The 17,613-nt window shown below is 42.6% G+C and carries 14 protein-coding genes; 9 read left to right on the forward strand and 5 right to left on the reverse strand.

The features are described 5' to 3' along the window. From LC605_RS16535 to LC605_RS16545, 3 genes are all read left to right on the forward strand, one after another. Positions 1 to 724, forward strand: a 724-nt coding sequence (locus LC605_RS16535; protein WP_229548610.1) for a hypothetical protein, incomplete at its 5' end; no start/stop codon positions are given. Further along, positions 693 to 1,817, forward strand: coding sequence for a DNA (cytosine-5-)-methyltransferase (gene dcm, locus LC605_RS16540; RefSeq protein ID WP_229548611.1), 1,125 nt, complete (start codon positions 693 to 695; stop codon positions 1,815 to 1,817). The genes LC605_RS16535 and dcm, both read left to right, overlap by 32 nt. 442 nt (positions 1,818 to 2,259) lie before the next feature. After that, positions 2,260 to 3,570: an efflux RND transporter periplasmic adaptor subunit gene (locus tag LC605_RS16545; RefSeq protein WP_229548612.1), complete on the forward strand. Its 1,311-nt coding sequence runs from the start codon at positions 2,260 to 2,262 to the stop codon at positions 3,568 to 3,570. On the opposite strand, the gene LC605_RS32980 is transcribed toward LC605_RS16545, so the two are convergent. After that, a complete protein-coding gene (locus LC605_RS32980; RefSeq protein ID WP_267868565.1) occupies positions 3,571 to 3,696 on the reverse strand; it encodes a hypothetical protein in 126 nt (41 codons plus the stop codon). 65 nt (positions 3,697 to 3,761) lie between these two features. Here LC605_RS32980 and LC605_RS16550 point away from each other — a divergent pair, with 65 nt between their 5' ends. From LC605_RS16550 to LC605_RS16560, 3 genes are all read left to right on the forward strand, one after another. Next, complete coding sequence (locus LC605_RS16550; RefSeq protein ID WP_229548613.1) at positions 3,762 to 4,502, forward strand: SDR family oxidoreductase; 741 nt, start codon at positions 3,762 to 3,764, stop codon at positions 4,500 to 4,502. A gap of 213 nt (positions 4,503 to 4,715) precedes the next feature. Further along, positions 4,716 to 5,429, forward strand: coding sequence for a rubrerythrin family protein (locus LC605_RS33295; RefSeq protein ID WP_229548614.1), 714 nt, complete (start codon positions 4,716 to 4,718; stop codon positions 5,427 to 5,429). A 387-nt stretch (positions 5,430 to 5,816) separates the two neighbouring features. Next, a complete protein-coding gene (locus LC605_RS16560; protein ID WP_229548615.1) occupies positions 5,817 to 7,031 on the forward strand; it encodes an MFS transporter in 1,215 nt (404 codons plus the stop codon). Between the two features lie 214 nt (positions 7,032 to 7,245). Here the strand turns inward: LC605_RS16560 and hisS are convergent, their stop codons facing one another. The 3 genes from hisS to LC605_RS16575 form a co-directional block, all read right to left on the reverse strand. Then, complete coding sequence (hisS, locus tag LC605_RS16565; RefSeq protein WP_229548616.1) at positions 7,246 to 8,634, reverse strand: histidine--tRNA ligase; 1,389 nt, start codon at positions 8,632 to 8,634, stop codon at positions 7,246 to 7,248. A 27-nt stretch (positions 8,635 to 8,661) separates the two neighbouring features. Next, a complete protein-coding gene (locus LC605_RS16570; RefSeq protein ID WP_229548617.1) occupies positions 8,662 to 8,844 on the reverse strand; it encodes a hypothetical protein in 183 nt (60 codons plus the stop codon). Positions 8,845 to 9,396: 552 nt separating this feature from the next. Then, positions 9,397 to 10,269: a D-alanyl-D-alanine carboxypeptidase family protein gene (locus LC605_RS16575; protein WP_229548618.1), complete on the reverse strand. Its 873-nt coding sequence runs from the start codon at positions 10,267 to 10,269 to the stop codon at positions 9,397 to 9,399. Positions 10,270 to 10,617: 348 nt separating this feature from the next. On the opposite strand from LC605_RS16575, the gene mnmG reads away from it, so the two are divergent. Continuing rightward, complete coding sequence (gene mnmG, locus LC605_RS16580) at positions 10,618 to 12,540, forward strand: tRNA uridine-5-carboxymethylaminomethyl(34) synthesis enzyme MnmG (protein ID WP_229548630.1); 1,923 nt, start codon at positions 10,618 to 10,620, stop codon at positions 12,538 to 12,540. Positions 12,541 to 13,112: 572 nt separating this feature from the next. Continuing rightward, complete coding sequence (locus tag LC605_RS16585) at positions 13,113 to 14,474, forward strand: hypothetical protein (RefSeq protein WP_229548619.1); 1,362 nt, start codon at positions 13,113 to 13,115, stop codon at positions 14,472 to 14,474. A gap of 764 nt (positions 14,475 to 15,238) precedes the next feature. On the opposite strand, the gene LC605_RS16590 is transcribed toward LC605_RS16585, so the two are convergent. Further along, positions 15,239 to 15,652, reverse strand: a complete 414-nt coding sequence (locus LC605_RS16590; protein WP_229548620.1) for a ubiquinol-cytochrome c reductase iron-sulfur subunit — start codon at positions 15,650 to 15,652, stop codon at positions 15,239 to 15,241. Between the two features lie 348 nt (positions 15,653 to 16,000). Between LC605_RS16590 and LC605_RS16595 the strand changes: the two genes are divergently transcribed. Next, on the forward strand, positions 16,001 to 17,587 hold the full coding sequence (locus tag LC605_RS16595; RefSeq protein ID WP_229548621.1) for a ferredoxin--nitrite reductase: 1,587 nt from the start codon (positions 16,001 to 16,003) through the stop codon (positions 17,585 to 17,587). The last annotated feature ends 26 nt before the right edge of the window (positions 17,588 to 17,613 follow it).

A 17,613-nucleotide genomic window follows, 5' to 3' on the forward strand; every position in this document is an offset into this window, starting at 1 on the left:
AGTACACCAAATTTCCCAACTCCAAGGCGGTAATGAAAAAAGATTGAAGGCGGTTAAAACCGCACGAGTCGTTTCCCTCTCAGCACTAAAGTGGCTGAGTTTCCCACTTACCGCGAGGTCTTATGAACTTGTGGATTTAGGAGTAAAAGCAAGCCATAGTTCTGCCACATGGGCATACGAACAAATTGGTAGAAGTTTTGGACGAGATAATCAACTATTTTATCAATATTTTCAGTTTTGGAATATTGCCTATTCTGCGTATAATAAAGCAGCACGGGGTAGGGGAACTATGCCTGAAGCTGTTTATTGGTTAACAAATGCTTGCGGACAACCTACTCCTAGACCTTTGACTTGGCCTCTGAGAAAGAGTGGCGAAGGTTACGAATCCGTCTCTGATGGTAAATCTAGTGTAGGAATGGACAGAACTGATGATATTAAAAAAGGAATTTATCAAGTCTTAAAAATTGCTGCTACAGGAAAGCCAAAACATAGTCAAATGGTAATAAAAACGGCTTTGCTGTCTAACATTCATGCTGTGCGTCATTATAATGATTATCTGCTGGAGCTTCAGGATGTTATATGGACACTAGATGAAACAGGAAAAGCGAAAAAAGTCGCAGACTTGCCACCTGATCAAGAGATTTACAATCTTTTTGATGGTATAGTCACCTTCACCCAAAGCCATGTGAGAGATGACTGGATTTCAGAAAATTTCCAATTTTAATAGTCCGTGCAACTTGGTTGCAAATCACATTGCTAGACGGGTTGGTTCCGATGTACAAAAGCGTATTGATGCTTTAAAAATTGGGCAAAAAATGCAGGACTTGCCTGAAGAACTTTGGCACGATAGCTTTAAATTTTATCTCAAGGACGATCCAAATCGTCAAGGTGGCCCAAATTTAAGAATAATTCGTCTTGATCCAGATAAACCCTCATTAACAGTGACGGGGTACATTTTCAATAAATTTGTCCATCCTTATGAAAACCGATTTATTACTGTGCGAGAGGCAGCTCGTCTACAAGGGTTTCCTGACGAGATGAAGTTTGAGGGAACGCTAACAAGTACTCAGCTTCAGGTAGGTAATGCTGTACCTGTACCGCTTGCAGAAGCTGTGTTTAAATCTTTAGTTCAGCAAGCAAAGTCGCTAGGATTTGAAAATAGTTCCCTCAAAGCTTTCAGCCTATTTAGCGGTGCAGGAGGAATGGATATTGGTGCTTATCTTACAGGTAGTATAGAAACTAAGGTAGCTCTCGATAGTTGGTCAGATGCTTGTGCAACATTGCGTGGTTTTTTTGGTGGCCATATTTGTGTTTTGGAAAATGATATTTCCACTGTAGAAAACCCATTAAGTTTATGGCAAAAGTTTTCCGGTGAAGTTGAGAAACCAGATATTGTCTTTGGAGGGCCACCCTGCCAAGCCTTCAGTCAGGCAGGTAAACAGAAAGGCTTTCAGGATGATCGAGGTGGCATGATTTATGAATTTTTACGTTTTGTCGAGAACTTGTACCCGCCCTTTTTCGTTATGGAAAATGTATCTAATCTCAAAGGGATTGCAGGTGGCACACTATACCAGCAAATTTGGGACAAGATGGCGAATTTGGGTTACAACATCTCAGTAGGTATACTTTTAGCTGCTGATTTCGGTACTCCCCAGTTAAGGCGGCGATTATTTTTTCTTGGTTGCCGAAAGGACATTGGTAGTATTCGCTTACCTTTATCTACTCATAGTCCTGAGCTTGAATTATTTGGGCTACTGCCCTATGTAACTGTTGCTAAGGCTTTTGTTGGCTTGCCAGAAGCAGAGTTCAGCCGTTAACAAAGTTTAGGGGTTAAAGTCCTCTGCTTCTACAAGCAGCTTGTTTTGGGTCGGGGTCTAAATCCCCGGACGCTCTCTACGAGATGCTAAAAGCGAACGCAGACTCGCTACCGCTACGCTAACACAAAACTTAATTACGAATTACGAATTACGAATTATTTTAACGAACCGCATTCGCGTTAGCGTCTCCCCCTGGGAGAAGGACGCAAAGGACGCAAAGAGAAGAAAGAAATGCTTAACTGAACTGTATTGTGTTATGAGGGGATGGAAAATTAGGGATTCACCTTTTGGCAGATTTAGCGTGTGTGATCACAACTGTATATTTGTATGGGATAACACATAAATTGCCACAAAACCTCATGCTAAATCAGCAATTTTAAGAGCAACAGATGAAATTTTGATTGAATTCTAGTTAAATTGTTCCTTAAGTTCCTCAAAAGCCATGACATCCCCTGAGCCTCAAACTGATTTTGGAGAAAAAGCTCCACCAACCTCATTTGAGCCACCTTCTGGAAAACGGCGGTGGCTTTGGTTATTTTTAGCTGCACTACTGTTGTTAGGGGGCGCAACTAGTATAGTTTGGCGTTTGCTCACTTTGCAAAATTCAGCACCTTCAATTGCTAATGCTCAACCTCAAGGTGTAAGAGTCAAAATATCCACAGTACAAAGCGGCATAATTGAGGAAAGTTCAGATTTTATTGCTAGCCTAAAATCCCAGCGCTCAGTCACGCTACAGCCGAGGATTCAGGGCCAAGTTACCCAGATACTTGTCAAATCAGGAGACTCAGTTCCCGAAGGGGCGGCAATTATCCAAGTAGATCGTACACCACAAGCAGCGATCGCTCTTAACAAGATTGTGCCTCCAGCATTTCTCATGCAACTGGCAAATGCCCGCGCTACACTCAAATCTCTGGAAGCAGAACGACCATCCTACGTTGCAAATGTGCAATTATATCAGCAGAACTACGAAAAGTTTGTCAGCCTTGCTGAACAAGGAGCCGTGTCTCGACAGACTAGCAACCAGTTTGCTAATCGGCTCGCCATTGCTAAGACTAGTCTTGATGCAATTGATTCCAGGATTCAAGCACAACGATCCAACATATTGCAGGCTGAAAAATCCTTGCAGCAAGCTAATGTAAATACTCAAACACAACAGCTTCAGTCCGACAAAATTACCGCTCCCTTTACTGGTACACTTGGCAATATCGCGGTGAAAGTCGGTGATTTAGTTAATACCTCCACACAACTAGTTAATATCACCCAAAATCGACCTTTAGAAGTGAATATCTCCGTACCACTAAAGCAAGGGCCCCAATTGCGTAAAGGAATGCCAGTAGAGGTTATGAACGCACAAGGTCAAAAACTTGGTAGAAGTAGGGTATTTTTCATTGCACCTAATGCCAGTAATGAAACACAAGGGATATTGATCAAAGCACTTTTTGACAACCCTAACGGTCAATTGCGTGCAGATCAATTGGTAAGAGCTAGAGTGTTCTGGAATCAGCGCCCCGGAATTTTAATCCCCACAACAGCAATGACTCGTGTAGGTGGCGACACTTTTGTGTATGTAGTTGAAACAGAGACATCTCCCCAAAGTGTATCTCAACAAGTAGCTCGGCAAAGGCGAGTCAAGCTAGGCGAGATCAAAGGTAATAATTACCAAGTTCTTGAAGGATTACAACCAGAAGATAAAGTTATTATCTCAGGGTTGCTCAATCTTAGAGATGGTGCTGCGATCGTTCCAGAATCTTAATTAGGGGGAGTGGGGAGATGAGGGAGATGAGGGGGATGAGGGAGATGAGGGAGATGAGGGAGATGAGGAGAAGTTGCAGTGAGTTTTCCCAATGACAAATGACAAATGACAAATGACAAATGACAAATGACAAATTTAATCTTGGTACAGGGTTTTAACTTTTACACACCAAAATAAAACTCGATTAATCTATGGCATCTTTAGCAGGAAAAGTTGCAATGATCACTGGTGCATCGCGGGGAATTGGACGAGCGATCGCACTAAAATTAGCTGGTAACGGCGCATCTATTGTCGTCAACTATGGGGGGAATGGGGCCAAAGCACAGGAAGTTGTTGCAGAAATTGAAAAGTTGGGAGTAGAAGCGATCGCTATCCAAGCTGATATTAGCAAAGTACCCGACATCGAACGGTTATTTGAGCAAACACTTGAACGCTTCGGTAAAGTCGATATTTTGGTCAACAATGCCGGAATCGCCTTCTATAAACCCATTACTCAGGTGAGTGAAGAAGATTTCGACGCGATTTTTGCGATTAACGTCAAAGGTACTTATTTTACTTGCCAACAAGCCGCGCAACACATGGCAGAAGGGGGACGGATTATCAACTTTTCTTCATCAACCACAGTGATGATGCTGCCAACTTATAGTGCCTATGTAGGAACCAAGGGTGCTGTTGAACAAATCACACGGGTACTAGCTAAAGAATTGGGTGCAAAAGCGATCGCAGTTAATGTTATTTCTCCTGGCCCCACCGATACAGAACTATTTCGAGAAGGCAAAACACAAGAACAGATAGACCGCTTGGCCCAAATGGCTGCGTTTGGGAAACTGGGAGATGTGCAAGAAATCGCCGATGTAGTAGCGTTTCTCGCTAGCGATGAAGCCAGGTGGATCACTGGGCAAAATATCCGTGTAAACGGTGGAATCGCGTGAGGCGATCAAAGCTTTCCTTTTAACAAATAATTTGTCATCTGTAAAACTTTTCGGTTTTATAATTATCCAAGAGCAGCTAACAAACCTGATTGCTAAGTATGGGCTGATAAAATTTGTATAAACCGTTTCTAATTTATCCAAATAACAGCTCGTGTATCCGGTTGTAGAGTCTGTGTTTTCTTACTAAATATCACCTCACTGCCATCCAAAATTATGGATTTGTCCAACTTTACTACACTTCAAAACTTAGAAGCCGCCTTCGGTGGTGAATCGATGGCAAATCGCAAGTATTTGTTTTTTGCTGACGTAGCGCGAAAACTTGGGTTTACAGACTTGGCGAAACTTTTTAAAGAAACAGCAGACCAAGAAACCGAACACGCTTTTGCACATTTTAAGTTGCTGCATCCAGAACTTGTGGTAGAAGATTTGGCTGCTTTAACTGATGAACAAAAGCGCGAAATTGTATCTCGTTGTTTATCTTTGGCAATTGAGGGTGAGACCTATGAATATACCACAATGTATCCAGAGTTTGCCGCAGATGCCCAACGCGATCGCGACAATCCGGCGGCTGAAGAATTTCTCAAACAAGTTAAAGAATCTACCGATCATGCCAACACATTTCGGGAAGCTGCACACCGTTTTGGCTTGTTAAAATTTATCGAAAATTACCACGCCGATCGCTACGCTGAAGCCTTAGAAGTATTAAATGGAGGACAAGCAGCAACCAGAGTTGCTGGTGAAGAACCTAAAACTCGTAAATGGATTTGTAGACAATGCAGCATGATTTACGATCCAGTTGCTGGCGATCCTGATTCGGGAATTGCACCTGGTACACCTTTTGAAGAAATTCCCGATGATTGGAAATGTCCGATTTGCGGTGCTAACAAGAAAACTTTTAAACCACTTGAGGAAAAAGTTGCAGCTTAAGACGACAATCAATTGAACACTCTTTTTAGCACATAAACTTAGTCCAATACACTTGGGTTAAGCATTTCCTCCTTCTCTCTTCTCTCTTCTCTCTGTGTTCTCTGCGCCTCTGTGGTAGCCTGCGGCAAGCCGCTTTGCGTCTACGTAAAAAAAAGAGTTTCAGCCCTTTTGTGAACCGTATTGGACTAAAGTCTTCTTTGATCAGGGCTGTTCGCGGAGCGTTCCCGTAGGGTAGCCCTGACTACAAACTAAAAGCTTTTATTTTTTGTGACACTTGCGTAAGTCCTATATTTATCAAAAAGGTGAAAAGCTAAAAACCTCTCCACCTCAAGTGTCGGCTGAGTTTGATTGCGTATTGCGAATTGGTTTCATACACAGGGTATTATCATGAACTCACCAGAAGATAACGACCAACTCGAACGACAGAGGCCAGTTTATCTAGAACTAAATTTTCAGATTATTTGTGCAATTGTACTAATTGCGGTTATTGGAGTTTCTAGCGTAACTCCGGCTTTTCCCAAGTTAGCCAAAGACTTAAATATCAACCCGAAAAATTTGAGTTTATTGATTACAGCATTTACATTACCATCTCTGATTTTAGGGCCGATTATTGGTATTCTTGCCGATAGATTGGGCAGAAAGATAATTATTGTTCCTTCACTATTTATATTTGGCATAGCTGGTACTGCTTGCGCCTTCGCCCGCGATTTTAATTTCTTGCTATGGTTGCGTTTACTACAAGGAATTGGTGCTGCTTCTTTACTTTCTCTGAGTATCACCTTAATCGGCGATTTATACACAGGAGATAGACGGACTACGGCAATGGGCTACAATGGCAGTATCAGCAGCGTCGGTACATCAAGTTATCCAATAATCGGTGGTGCATTAGCAACAATGGGCTGGTATTATCCCTTCATGCTGGCCATAATAGCGATACCTCTTGGGTTTTTGGTGTTGTTTGCACTCAAGAATCCCGAAGCAAAAGGCGATGTCTCCGACGGGCTACGCCAACGCAACCTCAAAGAGTATTTGAGCAATGCCGTAAAAGTTCTGAAAAATCGTCAGCTATTTGGACTTTTTATTGCCAGTGCTGCTAACTTTGTTTTCCTTTATGGGGCTTATGTCACATATTTACCACAGCTGATTAATGATAGCTTTAAAGCGCCACCTACCATTATTGGATTGCTACTTTCTAGTGTTTCCGTGGCAATTACGATCACATCCTCACAGTTAGGTAGATTGACTAGAAGATTTCCTACCACAAATTTAATTAGTGCATCTTATGTTTTTTATGGTTTAGCTATGTTAATAGTTCCCTTGGTGTCAAATATCTGGTTACTATTAATTCCTAGTACAATTTTTGGGATTGGGCTTGGTATTGGTTTTGCTAGTATCCAAACACTTTTAGCCGATTTAGCGCCAAGAGAATATTTGGCGACGATTATATCAGTAAACGGGACATTCTATGGATTAGGGCAAACATTAGGGCCGTTGTTGATGGGCTATGCTTTTGGTTTTGGCGGAATTAGTAGTGTGTTTTATGCCGCGACTGGTTTTGCCGTTTTGATATTTTTTGTGTTTAGGTATTGCACTTGTAGGTAAAACGTAATAACGTTCTCTACAAGAGGCTCCTTTAAATATCAATTGCTGCGGCTGAAAAATACAGCAGCTATAACAATTAAACCTAAAAGTGCTAGAGGAACCCAGAGATTGGGGAGATCCGACAAACTCATAAAGGACTTCCAAATAAATAGAGTGTGTTGGGTGGAAACCGTAACGCATTGCAATAGACAGTTGTTACTTTATAAATCAACTTTTAGGTAAGCCTTCTTTTAACTTCCTCAGCCAAATTTTCTAGTAGCACTTCTACTTGCTCACCTGTTTTCAAATCTTTGAGCGAGGACTTTTGCACTGCGGCTTCTTCAGAACCAATAATTACGCAAAATTGAATTCCTTGCTTGTCTGCTAATTGAAATTGTTTACCCAAGGGACGCTTGTCAAAGTTAGTGATAACATTAATTCCCGCCTGTCGCAAATTTTGAGAAACTTTTAAATAAGTGGGCATTAAATCTTCTTCTATATTCACTACCATCACTTGGGTTGGTGTAGCAGCTAAGGTATTTAGAATCCCAGCTTTTAACAAGCGACTAATTAAGCGAGTTAAGCCTATAGAAATGCCGACCCCAGGCATTTTTTCGCCCAAAAATATCCCAACTAATTCTTCATATCTCCCACCAGAACAAATACTACCCAAAGCTTCATGTCCTAATAGGGTTGTTTCGTAAACTGTGCCAGTATAGTAATCAAGACCACGGGCAATGGATAAATCAATACAGAAACGATTTTCGGTAACTCCGAGATTACGGACTCCGGCAATTACCGTTTCTAATTCGGTAACTCCTAAGCTCAACTGCTCGGTTTGCGGCAGATTTTGTGAGAGGTGATTGAGCTTACATAATACGTCATCAACCGAACCGTCAATTTTGATAAATTCAATGATTTCTCGCGACTGTTCTGCGGAAATTCCTTCTTTTTCTAAATCTTGTTTTACTTTAGTTTCACCAAGCTTTTCTAGAGTGTCAACAATACTAATACATGATTTAATTTGATTTTCAGCAATTCCCACTGACTTAAAGAAACCAGTAAGAACTTTACGGTTATTGATGCGAATCAAAAAATCACCAATATTAATTGCTTCAAATATCTCAGTGATAATTGCAGGCATCTGAGCATCATAGAGCAAGCTGAGTTCACGACGAGCAACTACATCAATATCGCACTGACGAAACTGACGAAATCGCCCATCTTTCGCCCGTTCACCACGAAAAACTACATCCATTTGGTAGCGGGCAAAGGGAAAAGTTAATTCATTCAGGTGACGAGCAATATACGCCGCTAAAGGAACTGTTTGATCAAACTTTAAAGCTCTGGCTTCCGAACCAGTTTCGCCCGATTTATCTCTCTCGGCTTGTCGATTTGGTGGCAGTATGGGATCAATGCCATAGATGATATTGTCACCTTGATTACCTTTAGCTTGCAGCACTTCTAGACGTTCTACGGCAGGTGTTTCGATAGGCGTAAATCCATAGCTTTCAAAAACTCTACGGATGATATCTAGCAAATATAATTCTAGACGCTTTTCGCTAGGAAGAAATTCTGGAAACCCGCTAGGGGTAGAAAAGTTTATTTTGTCACCTTTTGCCATGAAAAATTTAAGTATTTATAGGGTGTGTTAGGCGTAAGCCATTGTTAGCCGAAACAATGCCATTGTCGGTGGAAACAATAACATTGTCGGTTGAAACAATAGCATTGTCGGTCGAAACAATAACATTGTTAGCCCAAACAATAGCATTGTCGGTGGAAACAATGCCATTGTTAGCCGAAACAATAGCATTGTCGGTGGAAACAATGCCATTGCAGGTCAAAAGACTTGTGTAGCTTTTAAAAGGAGGAACTACTGCGCCCTTGGGGGATTTTTCTTTTTTCTATGAAACCACCCTGCTTTTTAAGCTACTGTGTATACACAAGTCTTTTGACCTCTCCCCAAACCCCTCTCCGATGCAGAGAGGGGCTTTGAAGCTTGACTCCCCAAGACCAATGACAAATACTTCGACTTCGCTCAGTACAAGTGACAGCCTTAGCCAGTTAACTTTAATTGCGCCAACCTACTTATATCTCAATACAGTTCAGTTAAGCATTTCTTCCCTCTCTTTCTCTCTTCTCTCTGTGCCCTCTGCGCCTCTGTGGTTCGTAAAAAAAAGAGTTTCAGCCTTAAGTGAACCGTATTAACTTATATCTCAATACGCTTGGGTTAGCGTCAAAAACCTTGTATTGCGTAGGTTGGGTTGAGGAACGAAACCCAACATTTCACGGGGTTTGTTGGGTTTCACGACCTTCAACCCAACCTACAATTATCCTTAACTTAGATTTTTTCAAAAATCAAATCGGATTGCTATATATCTAACAATTAAAGTGGTGTAATCCAATAAGTAATGTTCCGGATCACTTGTTTTTTAAACCCAAACAGAGGTAAATTCTCTTCAGTTAAACCCACATAAGTCCAATGTGGAATATCGTTTTCTACAGTTTGAAACCAACCATTTTGATTAAGAGCTTTTCTCTGTTCTTTACTGCTTACGCGTAAATCAATTGCTAATCCCCAGAGATGTTGTGAAGTTCCGGGAGGTGCAACTAAACCGAGAATTTTTGTTTCTTGACCCTGTTGAACTTTTACTAAAACTTGATTGTTAGCATATTTGTGCCAAAATCTTAAATTGGTGTTGAAAGTGCGAGTACAATCACCAGAACCATAGCCAGATTTTAGCGGTATATGTTGCTGAATTCGCGCTTTATTTAAAGTGTCAGCGGCCGATTTTTGTAAGTAACAGTCCTTAGTCCCATCAACATGACCCATCGTTAAAGTAGCTTGAAACTCTTGGGTTTCTTGTTCATTAGCTAAGATAACTTTTGGCGGCAGTTTAATCCCGATATCTGGATTTAGGAAAACTGCACCATATGTTCGCAGTAACGTATATTCATAAGTAACAGGCTGAGGAATGGTAGGTAAGTTTCTGGCGATCGCAGATAAAAAACGCTGTCGATTATTTAACTTGTGGTCAGGAATAAATGGTTCTAATATTGTCTGTTTGGAGTTATTTTCACAAATTAATGAATTATGACTCAAGCATCCGTTTAATGGTAGGGCAGTTATAGCCAATTGATTGTGGCTAATCTCATGACTAGCTACTAAGACAAAAATCATCAAGACAACTATACTGATGAAAGTTGCCTTTCTCATAACTCTAGTAATATTTTTTTGCTGGGTGATAGTGATTTTCATTTATCATAAATTGCTTGGTAGATTTAATAATCCAAACTATTTTAAAAAAGTAGGACTTACGCAACTGGCATATTATTTGGAGTTTGTAATGAGGACTAAAGTCCTCAAACGCGGAGCGTTACCGTAGGGTAGCCCTGACTACCAACTAAAAGCTTTTATTTTTTGTGACACGTTGCGTAAGTCCTAAAAAGATTATATTTTTTCATTGATCATCAAGTTTAAAAATAGAAACTTGTCTCTGATTGAATACTAATAAGTTTGATAACTTTTTTGTCAGAAAGTTACATCCATGAAACCACTGGAACAGTTAAAATTGAAAATAACTCTAAACTTGCTGATCCTGTAAGTATGACCATGCACAATTCCGTTGAATTTCAAGACGCTTTTGATGTCATAGTCGTCGGTGCAGGTCACTCCGGTTGCGAAGCAGCTCTCGCCTCTGCACGCCTCGGTTGTCGTACCTTGCTATTGACGCTCAACTTGGATAAAATCGCTTGGCAACCTTGTAACCCAGCAGTGGGTGGCCCAGCCAAATCTCAGTTGACTCATGAGGTAGATGCACTTGGCGGGGAAATTGGTAAAGTAGCAGACCGCACCTACCTGCAAAAACGTATCCTCAACTCTTCACGGGGGCCTGCTGTTTGGGCGTTACGCGCCCAGACAGACAAGCGCGAATATGCAGGGGTGATGAAGAATATTGTTGAGAACCAAGAAAATTTGACAATCCGCGAAAGTATGGCGACAGACTTGGTGCTGGGTGCTAACGGTGAAGTCATCGGCGTTGAAACTTATTTTGGTGTCGGGTTCCAATGTCAAGCAGTCATCTTAACAACTGGCACTTTCCTGGGAGGCAAAATTTGGGTTGGTAACAAATCAATGCCAGCCGGACGCGCTGGGGAATTTGCGGCTGAGGGATTGACACAAACTCTAAATCGCCTGGGATTTGAAACCGGAAGACTCAAAACTGGAACTCCAGCACGAGTAGACAAGCGATCGGTGGATTATAGTAAGATGCTAATCCAGCCAGGGGATGAAGATGTACGCTGGTTTAGCTTTGACCCAGATGCGTGGGTAGAACGGGAACAGATGCCTTGCTATATCACCCGCACAACCGCCGAAACCCATCGTCTAATTCAGGAAAATTTGCACCTGTCGCCAGTTTATGGCGGTTGGGTAGAAGCCAAAGGGCCACGTTATTGTCCCAGTATTGAAGATAAGATTGTGCGCTTTGCTGATAAGGAAAGCCACCAAATCTTTATTGAACCCGAAGGAAGGGATATACCCGAACTTTATATCCAAGGGTTTTCTACAGGGTTGCCAGAAAATTTGCAACTGCAAATGTTGCGGACTCTGCCAGGTTTGGAAAAATGTGTGATGCTGCGTCCAGCTTATGCTGTGGAATATGACTATTTACCAGCAACTCAGTGTTATCCCACACTGATGACTAAGAAGATTGCCGGACTGTTTTGTGCTGGACAGATTAACGGCACTACAGGTTATGAAGAAGCGGCAGCTCAAGGGCTGGTGGCAGGAATTAACGCAGCTCGATTTGTTCGCTCTCAAGAAATGATTGTCTTTGCCCGCGAGCAAAGTTACATTGGGACGCTAGTTGATGACCTGTGTACAAAAGACCTGCGCGAACCTTACCGGATGCTTACCAGTAGGTCTGAGTATCGGTTAATTTTGCGTTCTGATAATGCTGACCAACGGTTGACACCCTTGGGACGCGAAATTGGTTTAATTGACGATCGCCGATGGGATCTATTTAGCCAAAAGCAAGCAAATATTACCACAGAAAAACAAAGATTGCAAGCCACACGAGTCAAAGAACATGATGAAGTGGGAATAGCGATCGCATCTAATACCCAACAAGCAATTAAAGGTTCAATTACCCTCAATGACTTGCTGCGGCGTCCGGGATTCCATTACGTTGACCTCGACAGGTTCGGACTGGGAAACCCCAACCTCAACCGCGCCCAGAAAGAAGGCGCAGAAATTGACATCAAGTATTCTGGCTATCTCGCTAGGCAACAAAATCAGATTGACCAAATTGTCCGCCAAGCGCACCGCCACTTACCTGCTGATTTGGACTACACAACAATTGATACTCTTTCTAAAGAGGCACGGGAAAAGCTGACTCACGTAAAACCACTTACTCTTGGTCAAGCTGCACGTATCGGTGGTGTAAACCCAGCAGATGTTAATGCTTTATTATTATATTTAGAATTGCGTAGAGCCAAGAGCCAGTCGGAGTTTACAGCGTTAGCTTAACGCCAACTTCATAAAGACTGAGTATAGTAGTAGGGAGGTAGATTGGTATGAACGATGACATAAATCTTAGTACTGCCATCATCAACAATCGCTAAATGAAAGTTGAGTTTAATACCAACACCCAATCAACTCGTCTCAATAGACGGAGGATTGGGTGTTTCATTGAACAAGTTCCGCGGGTTTATAGCGGTTCTCAATTGCATGGAATACAGACCTAACCCCCAGCCCCTTCCCTTCTAGCGTTGGGGAGTAAGATTCCAAACCTCTCTCCTAAGAGGAGAGAGGTTTGGAGAGAGGTCAAAACTGTACTGCACCCAAGGGAGAACCGCTATAAGTCCCCCGGTTCAAAAATCACGTAAGTTTTGTATTGGGGTTTAAATCCCCATTACAAAACTTGCATTTCCGAATTACGAATTACGAATTACGAATTACGAATTACGAATTACGAATTACGAATTATTTTAACCCCCTGTTCCCAGTTGCCCGTTCCCTGTTCCCTCTTTAAGAATAATCCTGATTTCCAGGCAGTAGGGGCGGCGTTTCCCCGTCCTAGCAACAAAGATAGAACGTCTATGCTACAAGAAGCCAGCACCCGTCTCATAGTACCGGAACCATCAGAAGACTTAATCGCCAACGAGCCTTGGTCGATAGAAAACTATGCTGATGGCCTAATGGATGAACTCTTTGCCGATATCGACTACATTCTGGATGTTAGTGGTAATCTGCCTTCTGAAACTGTTAGGCACAATAGTCAGAAAAAATCGAGCCACTCTGTTGCTGGGGTTTACCGCCAACCTCAACGCCACTCGCCTCCAGAATACGTGCCTCTGCAAACGGTTATGATACCGCAGATGATCTTACCCAACACACTGAACCAAGCAGTACAGTCAGTTGCTCAAGATAACCACAAGCAATTGAGTACTGTTGTCTTAGACACCGCCACTGTTAAACCAGTTAAGAGAAAGGGTCAGACAACCAGTCCTGCTTTGGGCAAACTGCTGATTGTGGGAACAACTTTAGGCGTGGCGATCGCTGGTATTATCTACTTGGTACAGTCTGGAGTCGTATATCTTTTTAATCCCAAATTGCCCCAGTCAGCGCTTCTAGTGCCGCAACCGCAGCCACAGTTACCTGTAAAAACAGAAATTCAGGCAGAGTTAGTTGACTATATGCTCCAAGCGCTGGCTGTTATAGATAAGCAAGGAGCAACGCCCCATCAAAAATCTTTCAGTCCAGGATTCTCCAGTCAGGCAAATACTAACCAAATAGCCCTTAGTAACGAGCAAGCAGCTGGTAATCTACCACCACTTCCACTTCTAGCTAATAATACACCACCAGCCCCTAACCGTTCTGGAAACGTTGTTGAGCGGATCTACGTTCCCGTTTATCAAGCGCCGTCGCCAATGCGCTATGCCCTTCCAGCTATTCCTGGGACTCCCACACTTTTACCACAAGTTGCCAGTGTATTCCAGGGATCTCAACCTAATGTTGTGAAAACTGCCCTGAATACAGTGCGACAAGCTACCAAGCCTGTAACCGTCAATATGTTAGCTGCGGCTGTACGAGGCGAACTCAAACCTGTGGCGGCGAGAACTGCACCGATTAGCGTGCGACAAACACCTAACCCTCTGCCTGCATTACCAGTAGTTCCATTACGTGCAGCACTCGCACCAGAATCGGAACCAACTATTACCCAGGAACAAGTATATCCCCCAACTGCGATCGCAGTTGCTGGGAGTAATACCTTAGAGGGATTGCTAGAGTTGGGCAACAAATCTGCCGCTTTGTTTAAAATCGATGGCGTGACTCGCCGCATCAATATGGGTGAAAGTATCGGCTCAAGCGGTTGGACACTAGTAGATGTCAGTAATGGCGAAGCCGTCATCCGTCGTAACGGCGAAGTGCGATCGATTTACGCAGGGCAGAAATTGTAATTATCTTAGTCATCGCTTTGATCTGAACGAGTTAAAATTCAACAAAGCGGGACTATTTTGCCCTTTCAGCAAAAAGGAACTGGTAAGGTCAAAAATTCTTAGTTAATTTTCCGGAATCGATAACAACGGAGTGGTAGTACATATCAGAGCATCGATATTATACAGAACTTCTATAACTAACCTTCGGGGAATATAGCCCCATTGTTTCTACTCAAAAGCCCGGTCATTATGACCGGGCTTTTGATTTTACTTGTATTTTCCGTTTATTTGACTAAGTAGGTCGGCGCAATTAGTGCCCCTACTCCGTGGTCTATAGCGCAATACGGTTCACAAAAGGGCTAAAACTCTTTTTCTTTAACGAACCGCAGAGGCGCAGAGGGCACAGAGAGAAGAGAGAAAGAGAGGGAAGAAATGCTTAACCCAAGTGTATTGGTCTATAGCAGTTCTCACTTGGGTGCAATACGCGTTGACCCCACCCCCAACCCAATACTGCTCGGTTAAGGAAAATCGTAGGTTGGGTTGAGACTCTGGGAAACCCAACAGAGCCCCCCAAATGTTGGGTTTGTTGGGTAACGCAAAGGCTCAACCCAACCTACAAATATTAAAAACCTACGCAGTATTGGGGTGCATTGTGTTGCATACAAACGAGAACCGCTATATTTGCCTGAAAATAGCTGTTAGCACTTTAGTGCTACGAATTACGTTAGCGAGTCCGGGTTGGCGGAGCCTCTCGTAGAGAGCGTCATTACCAATGACGAATTATTTTAAGTTGGCTTGACTACAACTGAATCACCCTCAATTTTGGCGGCGTAAGTTTTCAGAGGACTTGTCGCTGGGCCTTTTTGCACTTTCCCATCAATGCCAAATTCTGAACCATGACAGGGACAGGCGAATTTTTTGGCATCAGCTTTCCATGCTACGGTGCAACCTGCGTGAGTACAACTAGGGTTAATAGCAGTCAGATTTTCGGCTTTAGATGTACCAACTATCAGCACAGGCCCAGCAGGTGAGTTTTTCGCCAGCAATTGACCTGTTTTATCTAATTCTGCCGAGGTGCCGACTGTTTGCCAATCACCAGATGCGGGAGTTGTTTGAGAAGAACAAGCTGCGATCGCTACAGGTAGAGAACTCACTATCCAACCCAAACCTACCCAATTAATAAAATCACGACGTTTCATAGATGCTGAAGTAATATCTCAGTCTTAGCTAAAATTTGCTTTTATGCAAAAAATGCATCATTCTGATACGTTTACAGAATTTTTCTCAAAAAAACGTAACGATTTATACGATTTTAACAAAAAAATCACCTTAAGTTATGAGTATCGAAATTGTTACATGAACATTATCTAAACCTGCTTGACAAATTCCCAAGATAACCAACCGTATTTCACAGAATTGAAAACAGTTATAAATTTTATTCTCTAATCCTCGTAGATACAACACCTGATGTCACTACGGGTTGATTGATATTGGGCAATTATCACCACAGATCACCATATCAGTAATTTGTAACCAGAGTCAGCCTTATGACGGACACAACAACTACCACCACCAGCCTCAACAAGTTCGAGAAATTCAAAGCAGAAAAAGATGGACTCGCCATTAAAAGTGAGATAGAGAAATTTGCTGCCTTGGGCTGGGAAGCAATGAACGAAATAGATCGGGAACATCGACTCAAGTGGGTGGGTGTGTTTTTTCGCCCAGTTACCCCAGGTAAGTTTATGATGCGGTTGCGGATGCCCAACGGTATTCTCACCAGCAGTCAGATGCGTGTTTTGGCTCAAGTGGTACAGCGTTACGGTGATGAAGGCAGCGCTGATATTACTACGAGACAGAATATCCAATTACGGGGGATCAGAATTGAAGATTTACCAGATATTTTTAATAGATTTGACGCAGTTGGTTTAACCAGCGTTCAGTCAGGGATGGATAACGTCCGCAATATCACAGGTGATCCTGTGGCGGGGTTGGATGGAGATGAGTTGTACGACACACGAGAGTTGGTACAACAAATTCAAGATATGCTGACCAACAAAGGGGAAGGAAACCCAGAGTTTAGCAACTTACCACGGAAATTTAATATTGCGATCGCAGGTGGAAGAGACAATTCAGTTCACGCTGAAATTAACGATTTGGCTTTTGTTCCCGCATTTCAGGAAGGGAGTGGTGAACAATCGCCTACTCACCAAAAAGTTTTTGGCTTCAATATCCTTGTGGGTGGCTTTTTCTCAGCTAAACGTTGTGAAGCGGCCATTCCTCTAAATGCTTGGGTGGCTCCAGAAGATGTGGTAGCGGTATGTAGAGCTGTTTTGGAAGTATTTCGTGACCACGGGCCTCGTGCTAATCGGCAAAAATCCCGCCTGATGTGGCTAATTGATGAATGGGGTTTAGATAAGTTTCGCAAAGAAGTAGAAAGCCGTTTGGGTAAATCATTATTACCCGCAGCAGCAAAAGACGAAATCGACTGGGAAAAACGTGACCATATCGGGGTATATAAACAAAAACAAGCAGGATTAAATTACGCAGGCTTACACATTCCCGTGGGGCGACTCTATGGCGAAGATATGTTTGAAATCGCTCGTTTAGCAGAAGTTTACGGCACTGACGAAATCCGGTTCACAGTTGAGCAAAACATCGTCATCCCCAACATTTCGGACTTGCGTTTAGCAACATTTTTAACAGAGCCTTTATTAGAAAGGTTTTCCATTGATCCAGGTTTGTTGACGCGATCGCTAGTATCTTGTACAGGCGCACAATTTTGCAACTTTGCTCTCATCGAAACCAAAAACCGCGCCCTGGCAATGATCAAAGCCTTAGAAGAAGATTTAATCTTCACCCATCCAGTAAGAATTCACTGGACAGGTTGCCCTAACTCCTGTGGACAGCCCCAAGTTGCAGACATCGGCCTGATGGGAACTAAAACTCGCAAAAATGGCAAAACCCTGGAAGGCGTTGACATATATATGGGCGGCAAAGTTGGCAAAGATGCCCATTTAGGAACTTGCATTACCAAAGGCATACCGTGCGAAGACTTACAGCCAATATTGCAAGATTTACTAATCAAAAACTTTGGAGCAAAACTCAAGCAAGAAGTTTTAGTAGTTGGTAGTTAGTAAGTGGGGAGTTGGGGGACAGGGGG

Origin of the sequence: Nostoc sp. CHAB 5836 (genome assembly GCF_020829445.1) — a bacterium.
In the GTDB taxonomy this organism is placed as follows: domain Bacteria; phylum Cyanobacteriota; class Cyanobacteriia; order Cyanobacteriales; family Nostocaceae; genus Nostoc.